Here is a 20,338-nt window from a genome sequence, read left to right as displayed (position 1 = left end):
TACAAAGCTCACACTACTATCCCACACACCATTGCGAGGACATAATTTTTGTAGGAGCAGGCCCCCGTGTCTGCCCTATTATCAGGGCGACCACAGGGGGGCGCCCCTACCCAATGACAAAGTATGTTGTTCTCCGGCGTCCCGAAAAATTTATTTGGACGAAAGCGTTTTAATGAGCCGTTCCTGCAAAATAGTGGCCGAGTTTATTCCGCGGTTCTTCAAGTGCTGGTTAAGCGCGGCGACTTCGACCAATATGGGCAGGTCGCGGCCGGGCTTCACGGGAAGAACCAAATATGGGATGGCAATATTGAGTATTTCCGTCGTCTGCTCGTCGAGCCCCAGCCGCTCGTACGTTTTGGCCGGGTCCCACTCCTCGAATCTTATCACAAGGTCGATGTCGGCTTTTTCAAGCACCGCGCTTATGCCGAAAACGTTGATTACGTCTATTATGCCGAGACCCCTTACTTCCATGTAATTCTGTATAAACTTGGCGCTTCTGCCCACCGGCACGCCTTCGGAATGGCGGCGTATTTCCACTATATCGTCGGCGACGAGCCGGTGACCGCGCCTGATGAGCCCCATGGCGCACTCGGACTTGCCTACGCCGGAATCGCCCTCTATGAGTACTCCGTAACCGTAAACGCTGACCAGCGAACCGTGGCGGGCGATCTTGGGCGACAGGAATTCTTCCAAATAAAAAACAACCTCGCCTATGATGCGCGAGGGTTCGGCCGTCGTTGCGAAAAGCGGAAGGCGGTTCTTATTGCATATCTCGACGACTTCTATGTGCGGAGAAAAATTGCCCGAAATTATTACGGCCGGTATGACGTCGCCCTCAAGGGCTTTTTCGAGAACCTCGCGTCGGCGCGTCCGGTCGAGTTTGGATAAATACAGATGATCGCCCAGACCCAGTATCTGAATTCGTTCGCGCGGATAGTACTCGAAAAAACCGCAGATGGCCAGCGACAGCCGGTTGATCTCGGATGTTCTTATTTTACGGCCGAGTCCCGTTTCGCCGGCTATTACCTCCAGCTTAAGGGCGTCTCTTTTGTCGTTATAAAAACTCAAGACCTCGATTTCGTTCATGGTTGAGAAAGGCGGGATTGAAAGAAAAGGGTCGGCGGACTGATTTCAGTAGACGTCTTCTTTCTTGATTATTTCAGAGATTTTATCCACGGACTCGGCGTGTTTGAGCGCCTCTCTGAAAAACTTGTCCTTAAAGAGACGGGCCACGCGCGCCAGCGCTTTTAAATGCTCTCCGCTGACGTCTTCGGGTCCCAGAAGAAGAAATATGATATTGACGGCCTCGCCGTCGAGCGACTGGAATTCCACGCCTTTCTTGGATATGCCCAGCGCGCCGACGATGCCCTTTACCTCGGATGTCTTGCCGTGCGGGATGGCGACGTTCTGCCCTATGCCGGTGGAACCGATTTTTTCGCGATCGTAGACCGCCTGAAAAACCGTATCCGGATTCTTTACTTTCCCGGAGTCGGCCAACACCTTTATCATCTCTTTGATCGCGGACTTCTTGTCCCGCGACTTCAAATCAAGCATTATGTTCTCTTTATCAAGCAAGTCAAGCAACTTCATCTTTGCTCCTCCAATCTTTTATGCGGCAAAATCAACACACTGACCCGTCGGCGGAAAGCGGCGGACGGATATTATATATTTAATTCTATCATTCCGAAAGTGCCGTCGCTTCTTTTGTAGACAATGCTGACGGACCCGGATTCGGAGTTCTTGAACACGTAAAAATTATACTCGGAATCAAGCATTTTTTCCACGGCGGCGTCGGGAGTGAGTTCCCTTATGTCAAAACTCTTGGTTTCGGCTATTTCGTTAGTGCCGCGCTCGAAAACCGAGACCGCCGCCGGCGCCAGATCGCGAATCGCGGGACGACGGTGATGGTCCTTCATCTTCTCTTTATATTTTTTAAGCTGCTTGGAGAGCTTCCCGCAGGCAAGGTCGATTGCTGCATAGAGATCCTCCGAATGACTTTTGGATAAAAATTTCCCGTGCGGCGACTGCACGACTATCTCGACGGTGTGAAGATACTTCTTTTCCACCGCCAATATCACGTGCACCTTGGTCGCCGCGGGACGAATCTTGGAAACCGTGGCCGTTACCTTTTTTTGAGCGTAATCGGCTATCGACTGCGTAAGAGCGAATCGTCTGGCAATGATATTAAATTCCATAAGTTACCCTGCCTTTTAGTCCGTCTGACCGGAGAATCAACCGGAATTTTACATTATTCCGAGGCAAAACGAAAATTCCGGCGCCTACATTTTAAATCTTTCGCCAAGATAAACTTCCCGCACTTTGGACGAATTGGCAAGTTCGTCCGCGGCGCCTTCCATAAGTATGGAGCCGTCGTACATTATATAAGAGCGGTCGGTCACGCTCAACGTCTCCCTGACGTTGTGGTCGGTAATGAGCACACCGAGGCCGCGGCTCTTAATATTCTTTATTATCTCCTGGATATCGGCGACAGTTTTAGGGTCGATGCCTACGAAAGGTTCGTCGAGAAGAAGATATTTGGGGTCGCTCAGAAGCGCGCGGGCAACCTCGCAGCGACGTTTCTCTCCGCCCGAAAGCTGCCATGCTTTTGATTTGGCAAGACGGCTGAGTCCCATTTCTTCAAGCGAACGCTCCATCTTTTTTTTGCGCCCGGCGGGATCGGTGCCGAGCATTTCGAGTATGGCCATGAGATTTTCTTCCACGGTAAGATTGCGGAAAATAGACGGCTCCTGAGGCAGATAGCCCACACCGTGGCGAGCGCGAAGATAAATGGGCAGGGCGGAAGCGGCCAGGCCGTCGATAAAAACCTCGCCGGAAGTGGGCCGCACCATTCCCACTATCATATAAAAAGTCGTAGTTTTGCCGGCGCCGTTGGGCCCCAGCAGTCCCACAATCTCCCCCGGTTCGACATTTATGCTGATGTCCCCGGCGACAACCCGTTTGCCGTATATTTTCTTCAATCCGACGGATTTTAAACTCATTTTGGACCGCCCGCTTTCGTTTGTTTTGCCGCCAGTATGCGTCCTTTGACTTTGCCCTCAAGACGGGCCACCCCCGTATCGTCGGAATAAATCATTTTTTGGGCGCTGAATATCAACGTGTGTCCATCTTCGTTTATAAACAGCCGTCTGACCACAGAAGCCGTAAAAATCCCGCCGGAGCGGTCGTAGTTCATAAACTCCGATTTGAGCTCCATATCGTCGCGCTTAAGGACGGATTCTCCTTTGGCGGTGACGGTGTGCGTGCTCCACTCCAGAAGCGGCGCCGTAAGCTCCGATTTTTTGCCTTCGGCCGAAATTGACTTCAAATACGCCGGATTTCCCCTCAATAAACCTATGCCTGTTTTAGAAGAATACGCCCCCTCGTCGCCGCGAAGCGCGTCGGAGGATGCCTTGAGCGCCACGCTCACATTGCCCGCGGCTTCTATTTCATTGTGAGCGTCGCGGGTTACGATGCGGTCGGCCTTGAGTGTAAAACTGGAATGTTCGACGAGAGCGTCGCCGGTGAAAACCATAGTGTCGCGCGAAGGCATCATATTCATTGTTTTGCCGGTAACGCGAACCTCGTCGGCGGAAATGACGGAAACAATAAAAAACGCCGCCGCCATTGCCGCGAATATACTCTTCATTTTTTTAATTTGACGCGCTGGTTTGTCAAAGTTATAACTTCAAGCCGCGAATCCGAAACCATGGAATCGCCGCGTATTTCCGAGTCGGGCGTGATTATGACGACGCCCTTGGACGTGGATATTTTATCCTCCGAAGGAATATAGACGATGTCGGTCGCGCGGACAATCTTGTCCGGCCCGGTCAACTCCGTGTCTCCGAAGGTTTGAATCTCCGAGGTGCTCATAACGACCCTTCCGCGCGCGGCCCGCACAACGCTCGACGCGCCGCCTTCCTGCGGAATTCTTAAAACAGGATTTTCCAGAGCTACCTCGTCTTCGGTCAGAAAACTCGCCGACGAGGCCTTAAGTTCCCACGCTACCTTCCCGCCGCGCATCTGTTTGAGACGGAAATCGTTTATGGATTCCGTCGCTACGGCAGTACCCGGTACGGACGCGGGCGCTTCCCGACGGGCGCACCCCGATGCTGTCATAAAAATCAGGGGTAAAACCGCCAAAAAGGCCGGGGCGGATGCTATTGTCAATTTTTGTCGTTCCTTTTTGTTTTCCATCTTTTGTGATACCAAACCCATTGTTCGGGACGTCGGCGGACGTATTCCTCGATTTTGGCGGTGAATATCCGCGTGTTCTCCAAAGCGTCCTTTTGTTCGTCGCCGGTTCTCATAAGTTCCACGGGGCCTTCCACGCAAACCCTGTGGCCGAGAAGCGATTCCCTCTCGATAAAAACATAGACGACGGAACAATCCATTTTAAGAGCTATGGACGCCGCGCCCGCGGGCGTGTATGCATCCCGCCCGAAAAAATTCACGAAAACGCCCGGAACGTCGGTGTCCTGGTCTATTATCATTCCGAGCAGATGGTTCGAGCGCAGCGTTTTAATTATGTCCCTACCCGAATACTCCGCCGCGCGCATTATCAGGTTTATTCCCGCTCCGGCGCGGTTGCGTACCACTATGTCGTTAATCTCGGGGATGTAAAATCTTTTGGCCATCACCGTCAACGGATAGCCGCGGTCGGCCAGCGCCGCGCCCAAAAGCTCCCAGTTGCCGAAATGCGCGGTTATTATCATAGTGCCGCGGCCGCGTTTGCGGGCTTCGGCCAGAATTTCCTCGCCCTCGAAAGACACCAACTCGCGGATTCTTGAGCCGTCGTATTTGGGAAAACTCACGAACTCGGCAAAGTTCTTCCCCTGATTGGCGTAGGCGGCCAGACAAAGTTTGCGCACCCCCGACGGCGAGAGTTCCGGATACGAGGCGGCCAGGTTATCAAGCGCGACGGCCGAGCCGGTCCTGTCGAAATAAAAACCCAGCCGTCCCAGAAACGCGCCCAGCCGCACGGCTGCGGCCAGAGGCAGCAGCAAAAACATCCGTCTTAAAATGACTACGGAAAAATACAAAAAAAGGTCGGACAGCCGCTTCGATAGTTTTCTTTTTGGCGGGGTCACGGTTTGTAAGGTTCTATGGCGCGCTCCCAGAGTCCGCGGGATTTAAGCAGCATTTCCGCGAATTCTCTGAAAGCCCCCCTGCCGCCGGCGGCCCGAAGTTTTATATCGCAGATTTTTTTGACTTCCGGAGCGGCGTCGGACGGGCATACGGAGAGACCGGCGGCGGCCAGCATCGGCAGGTCTATTATGTCGTCGCCTATGCAGACGGCTTCGTCGGGACGGACGCCCGCGGCGGCCACTATGGAGTCAAACGCCTTTTTTTTGTCGGAACACTGTTCGTAAACGGACGCTCCGAATTCGGCGGCGCGAAGGCGAACGTCTTCGGAGGAACGTCCGGTGACGAAGGCCATTGAAACGGGCGACCCGGCGTTTTTCAGGAATGCGAGCGCCAGGCGGTCGCGGACATTCCAGATTTTAAGATCGCCGCCGGCCAGAATTATTATCTCGCCCGCGGTCATAACTCCGTCGACATCGGTGATTACGACTTTGATTTTTTTGAGTTTATCGGATATCAAGCGGGATATTTTTTTCATGTATCGACGGGTTTCGTCAAATTTTTTTCAGCACAAAGACCTTGTAAGTCATAAGCCGGCGGAATTTGGCGGCGTCTACTTTGTCGGTCATTCTTTCGTAGAGATAACCGCGGACTTTTTTAAGCGGAAAGTAGAACAACGCGGCGAGAAGCCGGCTCAGAAGAGGATGTTTTTCGGCCGCGTAGCCGGTGATTATTTCAAGTGTCGGCAGGGCATACTCGGAATATATCCGGGCTCCCAGCGAAAGTGTGGGCGCGGCTTTATCCGTTATGTCGCGGGTTTCAAGAATCGTAAGAGAACGCCGCGCGACGGCTTCCAAAAAATCGCTTTCCACGTGGCAGGTGCGGTAGTATGGTTCGCGCGTCTTGCGGAAGTAATCGGAGATTATTATGTAACCGCCGTCTTTCAGAATTTCCAGGCATTTGTCGAGGGCGGCGTCGATGCCCACGTACTGAAAACTCTCGGAAAACAGCGCCAGGTCGTACGGCGCGTCGGCGCGGAAGTCCTCCAGGCGCGTCCACCGGAAATCAATATCCGGATTCCGTCGGGCAAAAAGGGTCGCCTGGTATTCGTCGGGCGTAATGCTGGTGACGTCGTATCCGGAATCCTTCAGACGTCGCGCCACGACGCCGGTGCCGCATCCGGAATCAAGAATTTTTTTGACGCCGTCGGGGATCATCTCCTGAAGATGTTCCGTGTAGCGATCCTGCGCGCGGCGCATGTTTTCCAGCGTGAGTTCGTCCGTCGCCTCCCAATATCCGAAATGCAGAGAATCGAGTTTCAGGACGTCGCGGTAGAATTTAAGGCCCCAATCTATTTTTTGAGCCACGGGGTGGAGTCCTCCGGTATTTGCCTCATATAGGGTTTCAGCAGATAATTCGCGGCGAAAAAAAGCACTATCAGAATCGCGTATATTATCGACAGGGTTTTCAAATGCCACTTCCAGTCGGGCCGCCAGATTACTTCCGCTTTGACCGGAGCCGCGTCGAATCTGGTCTTGCATCGTTTACAGAAACGGGCATTGTCCTTGTTTTCCGTTCCGCATTTCGGGCATTTCATGATTTTGTCTCCGTTAAACCTTTTACGTTAAAGTCGTAATTGCTCCATTTGTCATTGCGAGGATTTTGTAGGGACAGGTCGCGACCTGTCCCTACTCACAAAAGCGGGATTGCCGCGCCACCCTATGTGCGGCTCGCAATGACAATCGAAATATCCGCAAAGTCTTAGGTCTATCGCTTCAAACCGCGCGCGCGGTTCTTCGCGGCCGCTATAAATCCCGCAAACAGAGGGTGCGGTGCCAGAGGCGTGGAGCGAAACTCCGGATGAAACTGCACGCCCACGAACCACGGATGATTTTTTATTTCGATAATCTCTACGAGATTCTTTTCCGGATTAACGCCGGCAAACAACATTCCATTTTTCTGAAATATTTCCCTGTAAGTATTATTGAATTCCAGACGGTGACGGTGCCGCTCCCGCACGGAGTTTGCGCCGTAACAGGACCGCGATACGCTGCGCCCCGGGTCCAGCCGGCAGTTATACGCTCCGAGGCGCATAGTGCCGCCCTTCTGTTTGATACCGCGCTGGCCGTCCATATAATTGATGACGGGATCGGGCGTTTTCGGGTCGAACTCGGCGGAATGGGCCTTTTTAATGCCGATGACCGAACGGGCGAAATCTATCGCCGCGGCCTGCATTCCCAGACATATGCCGAAGTACGGCTTTTTGGATACGCGGGCGTAACGCGCGGCCGTTATTTTGCCGTCTATGCCGCGATCTCCAAAACCGCCCGGCACAAGGATACCGTCGCATCCTCCGAAATCTCTGAGAGCCGATGCGGATTCGGTATCTATATATTTTATTTTAACGCCTACCCGATTGGCGTGGGCGGCGTGATGCAACGCCTCGAAAATGCTTTTGTAGGCGTCCTTAACCTGAGTATATTTGCCCGCTATGCCGATGACCACACGCGCGGGATAAGCGCGCGGTATTATTTTTTTCCAGTCCTCCAGCGACGGACGGCGGGCGCGTTTTATGCCGAGCGCCGCAAGAATAATGTCGTCGGCGCGCTGCGCGTGCAGATGCAGCGGCACTTCGTATATCGAGCGCGCGACGTTCGGCTCCCCGATCACGCACTCCGGCGGAACACCGCAGAAGAGCGAGAGTTTTGCCCTTACGTCGGCCGCCAGCGGCCGCTCCGAACGGCATATTATGACATCAGGGTCTATACCTATCTCGCGCAGTTTCATCACGCTGTGCTGGGTCGGTTTGGTCTTTATTTCCTGCGACGGCGAAAGCGTGGGCACAAGCGTAAGGTGGACATAGGCCACGTTTTGCCGGCCACGGTCGCTTCTGAGCTGACGGACGGCCTCAAGAAACGGCAGACCTTCGATGTCTCCGACGGTGCCGCCGATTTCGACGATAGTTATGTCGGCGCGGGAGGCAACCAGGTTTATGCGCCGCTTAATTTCCTCGGTTATGTGCGGTATGACCTGGACGGTTTTGCCCAGATAATCGCCGCGACGCTCCTTGGCTATGACCGTCTGATATATTTGTCCGGCGGTTATGTTGTTCAGGCGGGTCATACCCGGACCCAAAAATCTCTCGTAGTGTCCCAGATCCAAATCGGTCTCCGCGCCGTCGTCGGTGACAAAAACCTCACCGTGCTGGTAAGGGGACATTGTGCCCGGATCGACATTGATGTAAGGATCGCACTTGATTATATCGGCCTTGAAACCTCTTTGTTTCATCAGAAGCGCCAGAGACGCCGAGGTTATGCCTTTGCCGAGCGAACTGACGACGCCGCCGGTGACTACGAGTATTTTATTCTTCACTTAGTAACCTCTCCACTTTGGCTATGTCGTCGGGCGAATCCACACCGACGGTATCCGCGGCCACGCTCACGCATTTTATTTTAAGCCCGTTCCAGAGCAATCTTATCTGTTCAAGTTTCTCGGCTTCCTCGGCGGGACACACGGGAAGAGCCGCTATGCCCAAAAGAATATCGCCTCGATAGGCGTAAATTCCTATGTGCTTTTTATACAGGGCGCGCGCGCCGGAATGACGGGAAACGAAAGGAATCGCCGCGCGGGAAAAATAAAGCGCGTACCCGTTTTTGTCCAAAACGACTTTGGCGGTATCGGGATCGGCGGCCAGTTTTTCGTCGGCGGTTTCAAAAAAGGCCGTGGCGCAAGCGGCGGACTCGTCGGCTTCAAGCGCCTTGACGACGGCGTCGATTACCGACGGCGGCATCAGCGGCTCGTCGCCCTGCGCGTTTACATAGGCGTCGGCTTCGATTTTTCGGGCGACGGCGGCCACGCGTTCGGTGCCTGTGGCGCAGTCCGTCGGCGTCATAACGACTTCGGCGCCGAAGGCCGTCGCCGCGGCGCGGATTCTTTCGTCGTCGGTGGCGATTATAACCGCCGAAACTTTGGCCGCGCGGCGCGCATTATCCCAAACTCTTTGTATCAGCGGTTTGCCTTTGATGACGGCAAGCGGCTTCCCCGGGAAACGGGTCGAGGCGTATCTTGCGGGTATAACGCAGACGGTCTTCATAGGTCGTCCGCCGCCGCCCGACAAATAACAGCCGTCGGCGGGCGCCTCGTCACGAAAGCGCCTCCGTCAGTTCGTCGGCGGAAACCGTGGCGGTGCCGAGTTTGCCCACCACTATGCCCGCGGCATAATTGGCAAGTTCCGCGGCATCGCTAAAACAGGATCCGGCGGCCAACGCAAGCGTAAACACCGATATTACGGTATCGCCGGCGCCTGTCACGTCGAAAATTTCTTTGGCGCGGGTCGGCATATCGGTGATTTTTCCGCCCTCGTCGAAAAGCGTCATGCCTTTTTCGCCCCGGGTTATTATGAGCGTGCGGCAGCGGAGCGCTTTCATTATGGAGGAACCGAGCGCCCGCACCGCCGATTCCGAAGATGGCAGTTTGGCTTTCATACCGTCGGCGGCTTCGTAAAGGTTGGGCGTGAGGCAGGTTACTTTTTTGTAATCAAGAAAATGTTCCACTTTGGGGTCTACGGTTATGGGAATTTTGCGGGACAGGCAATACGGTATTACGGTGTCGAGCATTCTGCGGTTTATCACGCCTTTGCCGTAGTCGGAAATTATCACCGCGTCGGCGGCGGATGCGACGGACTTAAAACCATCTATCAGACGGGAAAGCACCGCGGGCGACGGATCGCCTTTTATTTCCCTGTCGAAACGCACTACCTGCTGATGGTGGGCTATTACGCGGGTCTTCATTATTGTCGGCCTGGAATCGTCGGAAATCATGCGGCTTACGTCTATGCCGCGCTCTTTAAGAGTGACGGACAACCGTCTTCCGGCGGTATCGGCTCCGACGGAGCCCAGTATAACGGCCCGTCCCCCGACCGCGACAATGTTCGACGCAACGTTGGCCGCGCCGCCGGGCATATATTTTTCGCCGGTGACCTCAACCACCGGAACGGGCGCCTCCGGCGATATGCGGGTGACTTTGCCGTAAATGAAAGCGTCGGCCATTACATCCCCGACGACGATTATTTTTTTGCCGCGCATATCACGAACGCGCCGGATAAGTTTTTTCATATAAGCCCCGATGTCACAAGGTCCCTTTCGTCGATAATTCCTATGGGGCGGCCGGAAGAATCCACGACGGGCAGATTGTCGCAGTTGTATTTTTTCATCATTGAGGCCGCGTCGCAGGCGCTCTGGGCCGGCATGGCCGTTTTGGGGGACGCGGTCATCACCGCGGATATGCGCGCGGAAAGCGCAGAAGCCCCGTTCTTTTTTTGCAGGCGGCGGCGCAGGTCTCCGTCGGTAAAATATCCTATGAGACGTCCGCGGGAATCAACCACGCTGACCGCGCCGAGTTTTGAGGCGGTCATGGCGGCCAGGGCGGCTGGAACGGAGGCCGTGTCTCTTATTACGGGATTGCTCCGGCCTTTCCGCATAAGATCCGCGACTTTCAAGTTCAAACGCTTGCCGAGGTTTCCGCCCGGATGGAATCTTGCGAAATCGTCTTTTTTGAAACCCATTACTTTTGCGGTAGCCAGAGCAAGAGCGTCGCCCACGGCCAGCATCGAGGTCGTAGAGGACGTGGGAACCATATTGTAAGGGCAGGCCTCTTTGGCCACCGCAACGGTAAGAATACAGTCGGAGAGTTTACCCAGATACGATCCGCGGCGGCCGGTCATCGCTATAATACCCGAACCGATTTCGCGGACGTGAGGCAGGACTTTTTTGAGTTCGTCGGAGTCGCCGGAGTAGGAAAGCGCCAGAACTGTGTCGCGGGAAGATATCATTCCCAAATCGCCGTGAACGAGTTCGGTGATGTTGGCAAAAACCGACGGAACGCCCACCGACGAGAATGTGGCCGAGATTTTTCTTGCTATCAGCCCCGACTTCCCCACACCGGTGACCATAAGCTTGCCGCCCGCTTCCGCGCAGGCCACGATTATCTTTACGGCTTCAAGAAACCCCGGGCCCAAATGCCTCGTCTGTTCTTTGACGGCGGCGGCTTCGGTAAGAAGAACTCTTCGCGCTTCGGCGAGTATTTTTTTGTCGATCATCGCGCTGCTTTAGACCAGTCCTGTGTGAATTTTTCCACGCCTTTGGCGGTGAGTTCGTGCTTTATCATTTCGTCGATTATCCCGGGCGGCACGGTGGCCGCGTAAGCCCCGCGACGGGCGCATGCCGTCACGTGCTCCAGTCCTCTTATAGAGGCGGCGACTATCCGCGTTTTGACTCCGGAGGCCGCGTAAATCGACGCCATATCGCCTATGACTTCGACGCCTTTTTGTCCGGCGTCGTCGAGCCGGCCCACAAACGGACAAATATAATCGGCTCCGGCGGCGGCGGCAAGTATTGCCTGTTCCGCGGAAAAAACAAGCGTAAAAGCCACGCGGATATTTCTTTTTTTAAGAACGGCGGCCGCCTTTAGTCCCTCGGCGGTAAGCGGTATTTTGGCCACGATTCTTTTTGAAATTGAACAGAGGAATGCGGCCTCGGAGATTATATTTTCGGCGTCGACGCTGACCGGCTCGGCAAGGACATCGCAGACGGCGACGTCGCAGATTTCTTTGAGTATGGCCTTCTGTCTGGCGAAAGCGCTTTCCGACGCAGCCGGCGCGCCGGAAGAAGACGACATTTGTTTTACCAGAAGAGTCGGGTTTGTCGTAACGCCGGCCAAAATGCCCATGTCCGCGAATTTTTTTATGGCGGCGGGATCGGCGGTATCGATGAAAATTTTCATATCTTTATTTTCCTTTAGCGCGGACGGCTTCGCTGATTTTTTTTGCGGTCTCAAGAACTTTTTCCAATAAATCGAGACGCAGCATACTGGCGGCGTCGCAGAGCGCGTTTTTGGGCTCCGGATGGACTTCAAGGAAAAGACCGTCGGCGCCGGCCGCGACGGCCGCGTATGAGAGAGGCGCGATAAACTGCGGCTGTCCGCCGGAAGCGTCTTTCGACGGCGGGCCGGGCAGGCGCACCATATGAGTTATGTCGGCCAGAACGGGATGTCCGGTTTCGCGCATTATCGGGATGGAGCGCATATCGCAGACGAGATTATTGTATCCGAAAAAATTCCCCCTCTCGGTAAGCATTATATTTTCGTTGCCCGCGGAAGCGGCCTTTGCCGCCACCTTGCCCATATCCCACGGCGCCAGAAACTGTCCTTTTTTGATGTTCAGCGGCTTGAGCGCTTTCGCCGCCGCCACAACCAAATCTGTCTGCTGGCAAAGATAAGCCGGTATCTGGATTATGTCGAGGACTTCGGCGGCGGCGGGAATTTCGGCGCGGCAATGAATGTCGGAAATGACGGGCGCGCCGGTCGCCTTGCGGATGTTATCGAGCATCCTCAGGCCTTTTTCAATGCCGGGGCCGCGGTAGTAATCTACGTTAGAACGGTTACCCTTGTCGTAAGACGCTTTGAAAACGAACGGGATTTGAAGACGTGAGGTTATGTCGACGAGCCGTTCGGCTATCGCCAGGGCTTCGGATTCTTTTTCAAGAACGCAGGGCCCCGCAAAAAGAACCAGCGGATTTTCTCCGCCGATTTTAATTTTCCCGACATTAACTGTTTTCATTTTGTCGTCAGTAAATGATACAGCAGCGGCAGCATTATTTCGTGATGTCCGCTGAAGTCGTAACCCGCGCCCGATTCAGACGCCGCCACGGGACGCGAAACGATATTCTGAAACGGACGATACATCCTGTACATATCGAAATTCGCCGTAGTGAAGTTGTCTATCTTGCCCGCTCCGCCGGCCAGATTTCTGGCGACACTGAGCGCTTTAAGAAAAACCTCCGGAATAATCACGGCGCTGCCGAAATTCATAAAAACTCCGCCGTCGCCCAGAGATGAAACTACCGATATCATTTTAAGAAAATCAGTGTAGCTCGACGCGCCCCACGCCGCGCCGTCGCATTCGGGATGCTGATAAATTATGTCCGTGCCGATGGCCGCATGAACCGTAAATGGCATTTGTTTGCGGGCGCACGCGGCGGCTATGCTTAATTTTTTATGCCAGAAATTCGAGCCCAGAACAGCGCGGCCGAAGGTCTCTCCGAGGCCGTAGCCCTCGGCGGCAGCCATAGAAGCCGCGGCGTTAAGGAAAATGCCGGTGTCCTTGACCATCCCGAAAGAACCGTCTTTTATCGTGTCGGCCACTTCCTCGGAAGTGCGTCCGGAGCGCGCTATTTCAAAATCGTGAATTATACCCGCGCCGTTGGTCGCGCAGGCGGTGATCCATCTTTTTTCGATGAGGGATATGACGAGCGGGGAGAGGCCGCATTTTATCAGGTGGGCGCCGTACGCCAAAACTACGGGCTTATTTTTCCGTCGGGCGGCGCGGATCGCCTCCGCAAGACATTTTATGTTTTTGCCGGCGAGTATATCGGGAATGATGTCGGACATACGGGAAGACGCGGGCTTTGCGAAAAACTCCGTCGCCACTTTGCCCGGACGAGCGTCCAAAGCGATTCTTTTGACTTTCGATAAATCCGGTTTCTTAAAAACCTGTCTTTTCATTGCCGTCGGGCATCCTTAAACGCCAATACGCTGATTTGCCAGCCCTGTCAAACCGGTCAATCGCACGGTCTTGGTAATATCCCAAAAGTCCGCCTTTGTGCTTTGATAACTCGGTCATAGTATCGTAAAATCTTTTAGATTCACTGTAATTCTGATTAAGTATCCGAATGTTTTCAACCCATTTATTCTCGGTAAAAACTTTATGGACTTTATATAGCGCTGCCTGTATATTGCGGTCCGCGACGGCAGTAAGGTCAAGTACGATTTGCTGCGCAAAAACCGAATTAACACAAAAAAGAAAAACAAGAGAGTTGATGAAGAGTATTTTCGCCATAAAATGTCGCCTCTCGTTCTATAAAAGTATTTACTTATATTTTATTATCTCGGCCCCAACCCACTCGCCCAAAATATGGTCTTTTTTGAGTTTCGTAATGGCGTCTCCGCCCATTCTTTTTCCTTCCGATTTCAAAGCTTCAAACACTTTCTCATTCCATGTCGTCTTATATGTAACTTGCCCCATTTTTACAAACTCTTTTCTATTGATTTTTTCCATAGCGTCGGCCCGGCCGGTTAAGTCGAAAAACTCACTACCGAGATCCCTATCCGTGACCGGGTTAAACCCTTCGTATGGTGACCACTCAGGGTAAACGGTCATAAGCGATTTAATCGTCGCGCATCCTGTCGCAAAAAAACAAAGAAAAATCGCTAAAATTACATGTCTCATACAATGAAATCTCCTTATCTCAACGACTAAACGGCGCGGGCCATTTCAAAGTCGTAGATTATGTCAGCGCCAGATAAATGCCTGTAACTTTATAGATTTCGCCTCATAGACTCAGAGCAAACTTTATCGCTTCATTAATTTGTTTTATTTTCTCCTGACCGAGAGTGGTTATTAAAGTGTCAAGGTGCGCTTTTGGTATGGTTATTATCGTGTCTAAATTCGCAACGCACTTTTTTGGCAGTCCATCGGATATATCCAATGGCACTTCTACCGGTATGTTTCGTATTGTAGAAGTAATTTCAGCCACAGTAACAGCGCTGCGGACACCATATGCCGCATCTCTTGAGAGCAACACAACCGGCCGCCTGCCGATAGGGGCGGGCAGATTTGCCCACCACACTTCGCATTTACGCATGCTAAAATTCCCCCAATGATTTTGACTGGATATTTTCAAAGGCGGCTATTTTCTTTATGTCCTCGGGTTTTTTCTTATAGCCGGATATATATCTCTTAACCTTCTCCGCCTCATCTTCTTCCTGGAAAAAAAAGGATATCATCAGATTAACAAAAGCGCTTCTATTAAGACCCTTTTGCTTTTTCTCTTTTTCTATCCTCTCATATTTATCACAAGGAATAGTAACGGTTAGTTTAGCAGTATTCATAATGCGCCTCCGCTGTAATTTATAATTTTAATACTACTATTATCATACTATAAGCATATAATTTTGTCAAGTGTTTTTTATTCAATTATTTTCACTTTCCCGGAGCATGTAACTCGGAAATTATACATTTTTGACGGAACTGTAACAAAAAGTGGTTAGTGGTTAGTGGTTAGAAAAACTTTTTGCTTTTACTCGCCACTAACCACTATCCACTGCTTTATCTGTATTCCCTAAGCACCGCGTCGACAGAGCCGATGAAAACCTGCGACTTCATAAGGACGGGCATTCGTCTTGCGTCGGCTGTAACCCACACCCAAAGCCGGCCTTTCGCCTTAAACACGCCGTCTCCCCTCAACGCCGGTTCAAGCTTAAAACAGTCAAACTCGCCGGCCGGAACGCGAACCTTCTCTCTGCCCAGTACTCTGACGGACAATGGATATGTCGTATCTCCGGAATGGGCGGGAAAAGAAAACTGCGCGCCGGGCTCAAGAGGAAGCAGCCGGACATAGTAAAGGGCGCTCAAAACGTCCTGCACCCATGGTCCGGTCGGGCCGGTTCTGCCGTCGGAGAGGGCAAAAGCGTTATTTGCCTGATCGAATATTATTTGTTCTTTTTTGCGGAAATTGCCCTCGGAGATATCGGATTCTATAGAGTGCGAACAAATACTTTCCACGTCGATATAGGATATGTTGGTGTCGCGGACTTTAAAGAATCCGTCGATAAAGGGCGTGGAGCGGGCTTCGGTGACTATTTTGTAAGACAGCCGTTCGGGAGCGGATGGCGCAGGAACAATCCGGTCTACATTCATAACGGCAATTCCCGCCGTGATAAACTGCCACTTGATTTCAAAAGTCAAATGTTCGCCGACGGCAAAAGCCGAATTGTCGACTTTGCGCCAGATAAAAGCGCTCGGCGTCTCCGACGAAACAACGACGGCATCTGGCGTACACGGAGCGACTTGAACAATTGGTATCGGCGGGGTAATGTCAGGGGGCGAGGCGGCGGCAGCGACCGCTTCCAACTCGGAAATGTCCGGAAGTATCAAAATACCTCCGACGATTATCAAATGAGGGTTGGATATTTTATTGGCGGCGGCTATGGCCGGATAGAACCGCGCCGAGCCGTAATGGCGGGCGGATATCGCGGCAAGAGTGTCGCCCCATATTATCTTGTGCGACGACGGCGGAGATGCGGCGAAAAGAGCGTGAGTGCTAAATAGAAAATAGAAAATAGAAAAAGAAAAAAACAGTGAAAAAGTGACGGGGTGACAAAAAATCCCCCTGTGTCCCCCTTTAATAAAGGGGGACACAGGGGGACTTATGGAGACGCGCAACACGTACTTACAAAAGATACATTTTGCGAGGTTGCGGGCTTTTGAAACAAAAAACCCGGGGCACTCGGCAAAAAGGGATTGCAGAAACGGGCAGGGGCAGGATGGCATCATAGTGTCGTTTGAGCGATTATCCACTCTGCCGCTTCCGCTAAATCGCGGGCGGCAAAATCCGGACGGCTTTTGCGACGGGCGCGGGTGAGGCGGGAACGTTTTGCCTCGGCAAGTTCCTCGGCGCCGTGGCCGGTAAGCACCATTACGGATTTCATTCCGGCATTGTGTCCGAATTCGATATCCGTAATTTTATCTCCGACGCAAAAAGACAGTTTCGGGTCGAATCGAAATTTTTTTATGGCCGCGTCTATCATCCCGGTGGCGGGTTTGCGGCAGGCGCAGCCGCCGTCGACGGGATGGGGGCAGTAATAAACGGCGTCGATGTCCACGCCGCGGTCGGCAAGCAGGCGGATAACTTTACGGTTGATGGCATTAAGTTTTTTCTCGTCGAGATACCCGCGGGCCACGCCCGACTGGTTCGTGGCCACTATCAAAAGGTAACCCGCGCGCCGAAGTTCCGCCAGCGCCGCTGCGGCGCCGCGCAGCAAACTTACGTCGCGGACGCGATTGAGATAATTTTTCTCTGCGATGACAGTGCCGTCTCTGTCTAAAATAACGGCTTTAATTTTTCGCGCCACGCGTTTTCTCCCTCGACAATTTCAAAATTTACGTCCGCGTAGAAAAACTTTTCCCGAGGCAGCGACCGGAAAGTGGCGAATCTGACGGCATCCTTCAAGGTCGTAACGAAAATCGCGGACGGATTTTCCCCGAGCATTTTGAAAATATCTTTTTCGCAATACCATCTGTGGTCGGCAAAAGGATAAAAACGCTTCAAACCGCCGGCCATCGCCGCAAGAGTTTTTTTGAAGCCCTGATTATTGCCTATGCCCGAAAATCCCACGACCTCGCGGGCTGCGGCGATATCCCGCATCTCGCCGGTAAACACGTTCTTTGTGCCGGACGGAGCGTGTCTTGCGGTTACTACCGGGGCCGAAGTGCGTTGCGATATTATTTTTTTGAGAGTATCCGCTTCCTCGGCGGAAATTTGATCGATATTCGTCAGCGCCACCAGCCCCGCGCGGCCGAGCGCCGACAGCGGCTCGCGCAAAATTCCCGCCGGAATCAACAAACCGTTGCCGAAGGGATTGCGGGCGTCGACGCACACAATGTCGAGGTCTCTGGCCATATCCCAGCGCTGAAAGCCGTCGTCGAGAATCAGGACATCCGCGCCGTAATCTTTTATCGCGGCGGCTGCCGAGGCGGCGCGATTTTTTCCCGCAAGTATCACGGCTTTGCCGATTTTTTCGGCCATAAGATAAGGTTCGTCGCCGGCCTCTTCGGGCGACGCTTTTATCGAATTGCCGTCGGAAACGCACAGCGGCGACGAGCCGGAAGACGACTTCCCCGCGTATCCCCGCGACAGAACGGCGACTTTCCGTCCGGCCGCCAGAAAATCTTCCGCCAGTTTTATCACTGTCGGCGTCTTGCCGGACCCGCCCCACGTAATATTGCCTACGCTGACGACGGGACAATCGAATTTGCGGGGCGCGGTCAGACGTCGATGGGCCAGATATCCGAGGTAATACGGAAAGGTCAGAGGGGCGAGCAGTAAACTCAGATTTTCACGCATAAACGACACAATACCGTCGCGGAGCTATCGCAGGAAGACAGCGCGGACATCATCGCGAAAAGCGGAGTTTCCAGACGAGCGCCATCGCCTCAAAAATTATGCTTTTGGATATTTTGGATTTCCCCGCCACACGGTCGGTGAACACTATGGGGTATTCCGAAACCGCGAAGCCCGCGCGGGCCGCAAGATATTTCAACTCTATCAAAAAGCCGTATCCTTCCGTTTTGATCGCGGATATTCCGACGGAGCGCAGGACGCCGGTCTTGATACAGGCGAATCCGGACGTGCAATCGCGGATGCCTATGCCGGTGACGGCGCGCGCGTAAAAATTCCCGAGACGGCTTATTATCCGTCTTGAAAGAGGCCAGCCGCTCGTCCCTCCGCCCGCGACATAGCGCGAACCGATGACGTAATCCGACGACGTAATACGCTCCAGCATACCGGGCATATAATCGGGATTGTGAGAAAAATCCGCGTCCATGGTGAATATGACATCGTAATTTTTTTCAAGCGCGTAGCCGAATCCTTTTATGTACGCGCTGGCCAGACCCGACTTGCCGGCGCGGCGCATCAGCGTAACCGACCGGTTCGACTCGCTTATCTTGGATGCGATATCGCCAGTGCCGTCGGGCGAACCGTCGTCTATAACGAGTATATCGAATCCCTTGCCGAGGGACAGAATGCGCTCTATAAGCGTCGCGATGTTCTCTTTTTCATTGTACGTGGGTATTATCGCCAGACACTTCATATGATTAAAACCCCTTAAAGCCGCGGCAGTCGTATACGGTGTATGTCCTTATTGTACGACCGCGATATTTGGCCTCAAAAATTCGTTTTTGTTTCACGGCTCCGTAATTCGACGGATTGACGGGGCCGGAATAAACATCCGTGTAATAATCGTAGGCCACGCAGCGTCCGGCCACGGCGGCATTATCTTGGCGCCAGTACGGAAAATTATTCGTTCCGGCGCGCACGTCCAGACGCATACGCGAGTAATACAAAAGTTCCGAAGCGGACTGGTAATCTATGGCTATTACCGGGTCGCCCTTCGCCGCGCTTTCAATTTCGGCGGTAAAATCCCGCCATCCGCGAAAACGATTGACCGGATCCATAAGCGCCCATTTTTCGTCGACGCGGTACATAGGCAGCGCGCCGAGCAGCGCGTGCGTCCACAGCGCGGCTACGAGCGCCCCGCTGAAAACCACGGAGAAACGCGCGAAAATCCGTCTGAAGGCGGGAGCGGATTCACCCGGAACGCCAAGCGGGGCGAACGCCCAGCCGGAAGCCAGAACCGCAGCGGCAAAAAACGCGGGGGCAGTCCAGTTTAACTCCCCTGTTTTTTTAAAAGACGCCCATCCGAAAAAAATAAATACCGGAATACTCATCGACGAAAGAAAGCGCAAACGCCAATCGCCGCTTCGTATCGCCCCCCAAAAAGCGGCGAGCATTAAAATAAAAATAAAAATTCCGCCGTTGAGCGCCTGTCCCCCCAGATACTCCGCGATGTTGAACCACTTCCCCGCCCCGTAGGTTCCGTGCGCCCACTGGAACGCGAACGACGCCCATCCGCGCATATAATTCCAGTAAACCACCGGCATAAAAATCGCGGCGGCTATCAGCAGCGACAGATATGGCTTAAAAGTTTTAAGATGCCGTCGGTGCGCGCCGGACACTGTCAAAAAGAGCAGAGCGCACGGGGCGAACAATACGGAAGTATATTTAGACAACATCGAAAGTCCGAAAGCGACGCCCAGCGCCGTCCACAGGCGTGTGCCGGAATAATCGGGGGCACGAACGATTTTCCAGAAAATCCACACGGACAGCGCCCAGAAAAAGAATGACGGGATGTCGGGCGTTATCACGAAACCGGCGCCCGTAAGAGGCATAACATTTAATATCGCCACGCTCCAGAACGCCGCCCGTTTGGAGCCGAAAATATCAAGCGAGAGCAGATAAGCCAGTAAACTTACCCCGACACCGCCGAGGAGCCCGGAAAATCTCACCCAAAATTCCGCATCCGAAAATATCGTCGTCATTCTTATTAAAAACGCGACGAACGGAGGATGGTCTAAATAGCACGCGGCAAGATGCCTGGACCAGAGCCAGTAGTACGCTTCGTCGGGATGGAGTTCCAGCGAAGCCGACAAAACGGCCCGCACGATGGTCACAACCGCGATAAAAATTACGGTTTTGCCGTCCATAATTCCGGTATTATACATATTTTGGGAAGATGTGACAATTTTTTATATACTACGTGCGGATTCATTCTTAAAATTCAAAAGGAAACACGGTTTACG

The 20,338-nt window shown here is 53.1% G+C and carries 25 protein-coding genes; all 25 read right to left on the bottom strand.

Features of this window, described 5'->3' with window-relative positions; genetic code table 11:
* Nucleotides 1-150 precede the first annotated feature (150 nt).
* Nucleotides 151-1,086 (bottom strand): HPr(Ser) kinase/phosphatase, encoded by a 936-nt coding sequence (gene hprK / locus CVU77_03120; protein PKN01941.1) that lies wholly within the window; start codon nt 1,084-1,086, stop codon nt 151-153.
* A 45-nt stretch (nt 1,087-1,131) separates the two neighbouring features.
* A complete protein-coding gene (locus CVU77_03115) occupies nt 1,132-1,590 on the bottom strand; it encodes a PTS fructose transporter subunit IIA (protein ID PKN01940.1) in 459 nt (152 codons plus the stop codon).
* Between the two features lie 71 nt (nt 1,591-1,661).
* On the bottom strand, nt 1,662-2,195 hold the full coding sequence (raiA, locus tag CVU77_03110; GenBank protein ID PKN01939.1) for a ribosomal subunit interface protein: 534 nt from the start codon (nt 2,193-2,195) through the stop codon (nt 1,662-1,664).
* A gap of 84 nt (nt 2,196-2,279) precedes the next feature.
* Entirely contained in the window at nt 2,280-2,999 is a 720-nt protein-coding gene (gene lptB / locus CVU77_03105) for an LPS export ABC transporter ATP-binding protein (protein ID PKN01938.1), read from the bottom strand.
* The gene (locus CVU77_03100) at nt 2,996-3,646 is read right to left on the bottom strand and encodes a hypothetical protein (GenBank protein PKN01937.1); all 651 of its coding nucleotides are present in this window, start codon (nt 3,644-3,646) and stop codon (nt 2,996-2,998) included. Before CVU77_03100 ends, lptB begins: the two co-directional genes overlap by 4 nt.
* The gene (gene lptC / locus CVU77_03095) at nt 3,643-4,215 is read right to left on the bottom strand and encodes an LPS export ABC transporter periplasmic protein LptC (GenBank protein PKN01936.1); all 573 of its coding nucleotides are present in this window, start codon (nt 4,213-4,215) and stop codon (nt 3,643-3,645) included. Before lptC ends, CVU77_03100 begins: the two co-directional genes overlap by 4 nt.
* The gene (locus CVU77_03090; protein PKN01935.1) at nt 4,164-5,129 is read right to left on the bottom strand and encodes a hypothetical protein; all 966 of its coding nucleotides are present in this window, start codon (nt 5,127-5,129) and stop codon (nt 4,164-4,166) included. Before CVU77_03090 ends, lptC begins: the two co-directional genes overlap by 52 nt.
* The gene (locus CVU77_03085; GenBank protein ID PKN01934.1) at nt 5,084-5,620 is read right to left on the bottom strand and encodes a hypothetical protein; all 537 of its coding nucleotides are present in this window, start codon (nt 5,618-5,620) and stop codon (nt 5,084-5,086) included. Before CVU77_03085 ends, CVU77_03090 begins: the two co-directional genes overlap by 46 nt.
* A gap of 16 nt (nt 5,621-5,636) precedes the next feature.
* Nucleotides 5,637-6,623 (bottom strand): hypothetical protein, encoded by a 987-nt coding sequence (locus tag CVU77_03080; protein ID PKN01933.1) that lies wholly within the window; start codon nt 6,621-6,623, stop codon nt 5,637-5,639.
* 226 nt (nt 6,624-6,849) lie between these two features.
* Nucleotides 6,850-8,454, bottom strand: coding sequence for a CTP synthase (locus tag CVU77_03075; GenBank protein ID PKN01932.1), 1,605 nt, complete (start codon nt 8,452-8,454; stop codon nt 6,850-6,852).
* On the bottom strand, nt 8,444-9,175 hold the full coding sequence (gene kdsB / locus CVU77_03070; protein ID PKN01931.1) for a 3-deoxy-manno-octulosonate cytidylyltransferase: 732 nt from the start codon (nt 9,173-9,175) through the stop codon (nt 8,444-8,446). The genes CVU77_03075 and kdsB overlap by 11 nt, the downstream gene beginning before the upstream one ends.
* Nucleotides 9,176-9,224: 49 nt before the next feature.
* Nucleotides 9,225-10,196 (bottom strand): D-glycero-beta-D-manno-heptose-7-phosphate kinase, encoded by a 972-nt coding sequence (rfaE1, locus tag CVU77_03065; protein ID PKN01930.1) that lies wholly within the window; start codon nt 10,194-10,196, stop codon nt 9,225-9,227.
* Entirely contained in the window at nt 10,193-11,179 is a 987-nt protein-coding gene (locus tag CVU77_03060; protein ID PKN01929.1) for a hypothetical protein, read from the bottom strand. Before CVU77_03060 ends, rfaE1 begins: the two co-directional genes overlap by 4 nt.
* Nucleotides 11,176-11,862, bottom strand: coding sequence for a fructose-6-phosphate aldolase (locus CVU77_03055; protein PKN01928.1), 687 nt, complete (start codon nt 11,860-11,862; stop codon nt 11,176-11,178). Before CVU77_03055 ends, CVU77_03060 begins: the two co-directional genes overlap by 4 nt.
* Before the next feature lie 4 nt (nt 11,863-11,866).
* The gene (locus tag CVU77_03050) at nt 11,867-12,697 is read right to left on the bottom strand and encodes a 3-deoxy-8-phosphooctulonate synthase (protein ID PKN01927.1); all 831 of its coding nucleotides are present in this window, start codon (nt 12,695-12,697) and stop codon (nt 11,867-11,869) included.
* Nucleotides 12,694-13,641, bottom strand: a complete 948-nt coding sequence (locus CVU77_03045; protein PKN01926.1) for a hypothetical protein — start codon at nt 13,639-13,641, stop codon at nt 12,694-12,696. Before CVU77_03045 ends, CVU77_03050 begins: the two co-directional genes overlap by 4 nt.
* Nucleotides 13,622-13,975: a hypothetical protein gene (locus CVU77_03040; protein ID PKN01925.1), complete on the bottom strand. Its 354-nt coding sequence runs from the start codon at nt 13,973-13,975 to the stop codon at nt 13,622-13,624. Before CVU77_03040 ends, CVU77_03045 begins: the two co-directional genes overlap by 20 nt.
* Before the next feature lie 30 nt (nt 13,976-14,005).
* Nucleotides 14,006-14,194 (bottom strand): hypothetical protein, encoded by a 189-nt coding sequence (locus CVU77_03035; GenBank protein PKN01924.1) that lies wholly within the window; start codon nt 14,192-14,194, stop codon nt 14,006-14,008.
* Nucleotides 14,195-14,468: 274 nt separating this feature from the next.
* Nucleotides 14,469-14,780: a hypothetical protein gene (locus tag CVU77_03030; GenBank protein ID PKN01923.1), complete on the bottom strand. Its 312-nt coding sequence runs from the start codon at nt 14,778-14,780 to the stop codon at nt 14,469-14,471.
* A gap of 1 nt (nt 14,781) precedes the next feature.
* On the bottom strand, nt 14,782-15,027 hold the full coding sequence (locus CVU77_03025; GenBank protein ID PKN01922.1) for a hypothetical protein: 246 nt from the start codon (nt 15,025-15,027) through the stop codon (nt 14,782-14,784).
* A gap of 217 nt (nt 15,028-15,244) precedes the next feature.
* The gene (locus CVU77_03020) at nt 15,245-16,471 is read right to left on the bottom strand and encodes a hypothetical protein (GenBank protein PKN01921.1); all 1,227 of its coding nucleotides are present in this window, start codon (nt 16,469-16,471) and stop codon (nt 15,245-15,247) included.
* Nucleotides 16,468-17,049, bottom strand: a complete 582-nt coding sequence (locus tag CVU77_03015; protein ID PKN01920.1) for an HAD family hydrolase — start codon at nt 17,047-17,049, stop codon at nt 16,468-16,470. Before CVU77_03015 ends, CVU77_03020 begins: the two co-directional genes overlap by 4 nt.
* Nucleotides 17,019-18,041, bottom strand: coding sequence for a tetraacyldisaccharide 4'-kinase (gene lpxK / locus CVU77_03010; protein ID PKN01919.1), 1,023 nt, complete (start codon nt 18,039-18,041; stop codon nt 17,019-17,021). Before lpxK ends, CVU77_03015 begins: the two co-directional genes overlap by 31 nt.
* A 49-nt stretch (nt 18,042-18,090) precedes the next feature.
* Nucleotides 18,091-18,789, bottom strand: coding sequence for a dolichyl-phosphate beta-D-mannosyltransferase (locus CVU77_03005; protein PKN01918.1), 699 nt, complete (start codon nt 18,787-18,789; stop codon nt 18,091-18,093).
* A 4-nt stretch (nt 18,790-18,793) separates the two neighbouring features.
* Nucleotides 18,794-20,260, bottom strand: a complete 1,467-nt coding sequence (locus CVU77_03000) for a hypothetical protein (GenBank protein PKN01917.1) — start codon at nt 20,258-20,260, stop codon at nt 18,794-18,796.
* Nucleotides 20,261-20,338: the final 78 nt, after the last annotated feature.

The sequence above is a fragment of the Elusimicrobia bacterium HGW-Elusimicrobia-1 genome (genome assembly GCA_002841695.1).
Classification (GTDB): Bacteria; Elusimicrobiota; Endomicrobiia; order PHAN01; family PHAN01; genus PHAN01.
This window is presented reverse-complemented; position numbering and strand designations above follow the sequence as displayed.

Excerpts from the sequence above, each read along its gene's own strand:
- hprK (PKN01941.1), bottom strand. The coding sequence starts at position 1,086 with ATGAACGAAATCGAGGTCTTGAGTTTTTATAACGACAAAAGAGACGCC.
- CVU77_03025 (PKN01922.1), bottom strand. The coding sequence starts at position 15,027 with ATGAATACTGCTAAACTAACCGTTACTATTCCTTGTGATAAATATGAG.
- lptC (PKN01936.1), bottom strand. The coding sequence starts at position 4,215 with ATGGGTTTGGTATCACAAAAGATGGAAAACAAAAAGGAACGACAAAAA.
- lptB (PKN01938.1), bottom strand. The coding sequence starts at position 2,999 with ATGAGTTTAAAATCCGTCGGATTGAAGAAAATATACGGCAAACGGGTT.
- CVU77_03005 (PKN01918.1), bottom strand. The coding sequence starts at position 18,789 with ATGAAGTGTCTGGCGATAATACCCACGTACAATGAAAAAGAGAACATC.
- lpxK (PKN01919.1), bottom strand. The coding sequence starts at position 18,041 with ATGCGTGAAAATCTGAGTTTACTGCTCGCCCCTCTGACCTTTCCGTAT.
- CVU77_03115 (PKN01940.1), bottom strand. The coding sequence starts at position 1,590 with ATGAAGTTGCTTGACTTGCTTGATAAAGAGAACATAATGCTTGATTTG.
- CVU77_03035 (PKN01924.1), bottom strand. The coding sequence starts at position 14,194 with ATGGAAAAAATCAATAGAAAAGAGTTTGTAAAAATGGGGCAAGTTACA.
- CVU77_03055 (PKN01928.1), bottom strand. The coding sequence starts at position 11,862 with ATGAAAATTTTCATCGATACCGCCGATCCCGCCGCCATAAAAAAATTC.
- raiA (PKN01939.1), bottom strand. The coding sequence starts at position 2,195 with ATGGAATTTAATATCATTGCCAGACGATTCGCTCTTACGCAGTCGATA.
- CVU77_03050 (PKN01927.1), bottom strand. The coding sequence starts at position 12,697 with ATGAAAACAGTTAATGTCGGGAAAATTAAAATCGGCGGAGAAAATCCG.
- CVU77_03045 (PKN01926.1), bottom strand. The coding sequence starts at position 13,641 with ATGAAAAGACAGGTTTTTAAGAAACCGGATTTATCGAAAGTCAAAAGA.
- CVU77_03080 (PKN01933.1), bottom strand. The coding sequence starts at position 6,623 with ATGCAAGACCAGATTCGACGCGGCTCCGGTCAAAGCGGAAGTAATCTG.
- CVU77_03085 (PKN01934.1), bottom strand. The coding sequence starts at position 5,620 with ATGAAAAAAATATCCCGCTTGATATCCGATAAACTCAAAAAAATCAAA.
- CVU77_03100 (PKN01937.1), bottom strand. The coding sequence starts at position 3,646 with ATGAAGAGTATATTCGCGGCAATGGCGGCGGCGTTTTTTATTGTTTCC.
- CVU77_03030 (PKN01923.1), bottom strand. The coding sequence starts at position 14,780 with ATGCGTAAATGCGAAGTGTGGTGGGCAAATCTGCCCGCCCCTATCGGC.
- kdsB (PKN01931.1), bottom strand. The coding sequence starts at position 9,175 with ATGAAGACCGTCTGCGTTATACCCGCAAGATACGCCTCGACCCGTTTC.
- rfaE1 (PKN01930.1), bottom strand. The coding sequence starts at position 10,196 with ATGAAAAAACTTATCCGGCGCGTTCGTGATATGCGCGGCAAAAAAATA.
- CVU77_03000 (PKN01917.1), bottom strand. The coding sequence starts at position 20,260 with ATGTATAATACCGGAATTATGGACGGCAAAACCGTAATTTTTATCGCG.
- CVU77_03040 (PKN01925.1), bottom strand. The coding sequence starts at position 13,975 with ATGGCGAAAATACTCTTCATCAACTCTCTTGTTTTTCTTTTTTGTGTT.
- CVU77_03060 (PKN01929.1), bottom strand. The coding sequence starts at position 11,179 with ATGATCGACAAAAAAATACTCGCCGAAGCGCGAAGAGTTCTTCTTACC.
- CVU77_03020 (PKN01921.1), bottom strand. The coding sequence starts at position 16,471 with ATGATGCCATCCTGCCCCTGCCCGTTTCTGCAATCCCTTTTTGCCGAG.